At 75.0% G+C, this 3,921-nt stretch carries 6 protein-coding genes; all 6 read left to right on the forward strand.

Annotated elements, in window-relative coordinates; all coding sequences use genetic code 11:
* Positions 1–104 precede the first annotated feature (104 nt).
* Positions 105–992 (forward strand): hypothetical protein, encoded by an 888-nt coding sequence (locus VF468_24035; protein HEX5881357.1) that lies wholly within the window; start codon positions 105–107, stop codon positions 990–992.
* A gap of 75 nt (positions 993–1,067) precedes the next feature.
* Positions 1,068–1,361, forward strand: coding sequence for a UBP-type zinc finger domain-containing protein (locus tag VF468_24040; GenBank protein HEX5881358.1), 294 nt, complete (start codon positions 1,068–1,070; stop codon positions 1,359–1,361).
* Positions 1,358–2,746, forward strand: a complete 1,389-nt coding sequence (locus VF468_24045; GenBank protein ID HEX5881359.1) for an MFS transporter — start codon at positions 1,358–1,360, stop codon at positions 2,744–2,746. Before VF468_24040 ends, VF468_24045 begins: the two co-directional genes overlap by 4 nt.
* Before the next feature lie 206 nt (positions 2,747–2,952).
* Positions 2,953–3,348 (forward strand): DUF948 domain-containing protein, encoded by a 396-nt coding sequence (locus VF468_24050; GenBank protein ID HEX5881360.1) that lies wholly within the window; start codon positions 2,953–2,955, stop codon positions 3,346–3,348.
* Between the two features lie 4 nt (positions 3,349–3,352).
* Entirely contained in the window at positions 3,353–3,601 is a 249-nt protein-coding gene (locus VF468_24055; protein HEX5881361.1) for a hypothetical protein, read from the forward strand.
* A gap of 66 nt (positions 3,602–3,667) precedes the next feature.
* On the forward strand, positions 3,668–3,921 hold a 254-nt coding region (locus VF468_24060; protein ID HEX5881362.1), incomplete at its 3' end, for an alanine--tRNA ligase-related protein.

Raw genomic sequence — 3,921 nt, forward strand, 5'->3', positions numbered from 1 at the left:
TGGCCGAGGCGTGGCGCCGCCGCCGCGGCCAGCCCCCCGGCGAGCAGGACCAGCATGAGTAGGGCGGGCGCATACCAGGCGTTGGTGGATCGGAGGGTGCGCCAATGAGCGACGAGGCGACCGCCAACGGCGGGTCGGGCACGGCCAGGCGCATGTGGCAGGTCCTGGAGACCCTCCACATGACCGTGTACTTCGCCCCCGAGCCCCGCGACGCCTACCGCCGGGCCGGCCTGCGCGGCGGCTGGATGGGTTACTTCGCCTCCCGCTCGGCGGCCATGGGCCCCGTCCCGGCCGAGGTGGTGATGGCCACCTTCTACAACTTCCATCCCCGCATGGTCCGCCGGGCCATCCCCGACGCCTGGGGGTTCGCGCCCCCCGAGCGGGTGCTGGCGGCCCGGGTCGAGGGCGCCGACGCCGCCCTCCGCCGCCTCCTCGGCGACTGGGCCGGCGGCCCCGAGGCCGCCGAGGCGGCCGCCCTGGCCCGCCAGGCCATGGAGGGCCAGGACCCGTCGGGCCGCCCGCTGTTCGCCGCCCACGCCGCCCTGCCCTGGCCGGAGCCGTCCCACCTCGCCCTGTGGCACGCCGCCACCCTGTACCGCGAGTTCCGCGGCGACGCCCACGTGGCCTGCCTGACGGCCGAGGGGATCGACGGCCTCGAGGCCCACGTCCTGGCCGCCGGCGCCGGCCAGCTTCCCGGGGCGGTCCTGCGCCAGTACCGCGGCTGGTCCGACGAGGAGTGGGCCGCCGCCGTGGAGCGGCTCGGCGCCCGCGGCTGGGTCGACCCCGGCGGATCGCTGACCAAGGCCGGCCGGGCCGCCCGCGACGCCCGCGAACGGCGCACCGACGACCTGGCCATGCCCCCCTGGCGCCGCCTCGGCCCCGGCGGCTGCGCCCGCCTGCTCGACCTCCTCGGCCCTCCGGTCCGCCTGGTCGTCGACGGCGGCGGCATCCCGTTCCCCAACCCGGTGGGCCTTCCCGCCCCCATGGCCTGACGGGAACCGGAATGCGGCGCCCCGAGGCGCTGTTGGCCCCGTTGAGAGTCCTCCCCACATCCTTGGAGCGCCGTGATGGCCGACGAGTGCACCCACCTCGACCAGATCCGCATCTCGAGCGTGAACCAGCCCGGGTGCCAGGACTGCCTGGCCACCGGGGGGACCTGGGTGGAGCTGCGGTTGTGCGTGGGCTGCGGGCGGGTGGGGTGCTGCGACAACTCGCCCAACCGGCACGCCACCAAGCACTTCCAGTCGACCGGGCATCCGATCATCCGCAGCTACGAGCCGGATGAGCGCTGGTGGTGGTGCTACGTGGACGAGCTGGCCTTCGAGCTCGAGGGCGTCGAGCCGGCCCGAGCCAGCGGGTGAGGGAGCGCCGCCGCTGGACCCTGGTGGTGGTGTGCCTGGCCACCGCCGTGCTGCTGCTGAACGTGGCCGCCCCCAACGTCGCCCTGCCCGACATCGGGGCGGACCTGGACGCCGAGCTGAGCGTCCTCCAGTGGGTCATCAGCGGCTACTCGCTCGCCCTGGCCGCGACCCTGCTCACCGCCGGGACCCTGGCCGACCTGGTGGGGCGGCGGCGGATGTTCCTCGGCGGGCTGGCCGGGTTCGCGGCCGCCTCGGCCGTGTGCGCGGCCGCGCCGACGGCGCTGGCCCTGATCGCGGGGCGGGCCGCCCAGGGGCTGGCCGGGGCGGTGCTGCTGTCGTCCTCGCTGGCCCTGCTGGCCCAGGACTTCACCGGGGTGGCGCGGGCCGGGGCCATCGGGGTGTGGGGGGCGACGGTGGCGGCCGCCTTCGCCATCGGCCCGCTGGAGGGCGGGCTGCTCACCGAGGCGTCCGGCTGGCGGGCCATCTTCGTGCTCGACGTCGCCATCGCCCTGGCCTGCCTGCCGGTGGCCGTGCGGCGCCTGCGCGAGTCCCGCGACCCCGACGCCGGCCAGGTCGACTGGTGGGGCACGGTGACGCTGTGCCTCGGGCTGTTCCTTGGGGTGTTCGCGCTCACCCGCGGCGACGTGCTCGGCTGGGGGAGCGGGGTCATCGTGGCCAGCGCGGCCGCGGCGGCGGCCCTGCTGGCCGCGTTCGTGGTGGTGGAGCGGCGCGAGCCCGAGCCCATGCTCGACCTCGGCCTGTTCGCCACCCCGACCTTCACCGGGGCCTCGGTGGTGGTGCTGCTCCTGGCCGCCTCCACCTTCGGACCGTTCCTGTACCTGACGCTGTTCCTGCTGGATGTGGGCGGGGCCTCCCCGACCGCGGTCGGGCTCCAGCTCATGCCCCTGTCGGCGGCCGCCTTCGTGGTCTCCTCCCTCGGCGGGCGCTACGCCAGGGTCCTGCCGGTGCGGGCGGCCCTGCCCGCCGGCCAGCTCCTGTCCGCGGCCGGCCTGCTGGCCATGCGGGGGGTGGAGGCGTCCTCGCCCTGGACCTTCCTGCTGCCCGGCCTGCTGCTCATGGGGGTCGGGATCGGCCTGTCCAACCCGGCCGTGACCTACGCCGCCCTCGGGGTGGTCCCGGCGACCCGCAGCGGCATGGCGTCGGGCACCAACAACACCTTCCGCCAGGTCGGCCTGGCCATCGGCATCGCCGTCCTGGGGACGCTGCTCCCGGCCCAGGCCGAGGCCGACCCGGCCGCCTTCGCGGCCGCGCTCGACCGGATCCTGCTGGTCAGCGCCGCCGTCGCCGCCGCCGGGGCGGTCCTGGCCGTGACCCTGATCCGCCAGCGGGACTTCGTCGTCGACCCGGCCCCAGCCGGGTCCTGACCGACGACGGCCTGGGGTCGGCCTTCGGCCGACGATCAATGGACTCCGACCGGCGGAGCCGGCCGGGCGGGAGATTCTTCTCCCTCCACGGTCGCGGTAGACTCCCGGCGACTCCAGTGCGCCGCTCCCCCGAAATCCGCGGGCCGGACCGGGTCGGACCGGGCTAAGCTGGAGCGTTCCGGACCCGACGGACACGAGGAGCAGAAGTGAGCCTGCTGGCCATCGCCTGGACGATCGTCGCCTTCCTGGTCGGCGCGGCGGTCGTGGTGCTGTGCGTCGTGATGGCCAACCTGTTCCGGGTGCTCACCTCGACCAAGGACCTGATCGACGGGGTGACCTCCCAGACCGTGCCGCTGCTGGGACAGGTCAACACCACCGTGGCCATGGTCAACCAGGAGCTGACCCGGGTCGACGGCATCCTGGCCACCGCCGAGGGCGTGACCGCCTCGGTGGGCGGCATGGTCAACACCGTCTCGGCCACCATCTCCAGCCCCCTGGTCAAGCTGAGCGCGTTCGCCTACGGGCTGCGCAAGGCGGCCGGCGTGGCCTCCTCCGACGACCAGCCGGCGGGGCGCGGCCGCCGAGGCCGGAGGCGGCGATGACAACGTGAAGCGGGTCTTCTGGGGCCTGGTCGGCCTCGGCATGGGGGCGGCCATCGGCGTGGGGGTCATGCGCTGGGCGTCGCGCACGGCCGACCGGCTGGCGCCCCAGTCGCTGGCCGAGGAGCTGGTCCACGCGGCCGCCGACTGGCGCGAGCGCCTGTCGGCGGCGCTCGCGCAGGGCCAGGCGGCCATGGCCGAGCGGGAGGCGGAGCTGCGAGCTCAGCTCGCCGAGCCGGGGAGCGGGGCCCGTTAGCGCCCTGGCCCGGTTCGGCGGGAGGAGGAAGCAAGGCTCCCGACCCACGAACGCGAGGTCCACACCATGAACTCCACCGAGATCCGACGCCGGTTCACCGACTTCTTCGTCGAGCGGAACCACCGGCTGGTCCCCTCCAGCCCGCTGATCCCCAACGACCCGACCCTGCTGCTGGCCAACGCCGGCATGAACCAGTTCAAGCCCTACTTCCTCGGCGAGGTCGAGCCCGACTTCCGCCGCGCCACCAGCGTGCAGAAGTGCACCCGCACCTCCGACATCGAGAACGTCGGCGACCGCAGCCACGCCACCTTCTTCGAGAT

The organism is Actinomycetota bacterium (assembly GCA_036280995.1).
Lineage (GTDB): Bacteria > Actinomycetota > CALGFH01 > CALGFH01 > CALGFH01 > CALGFH01.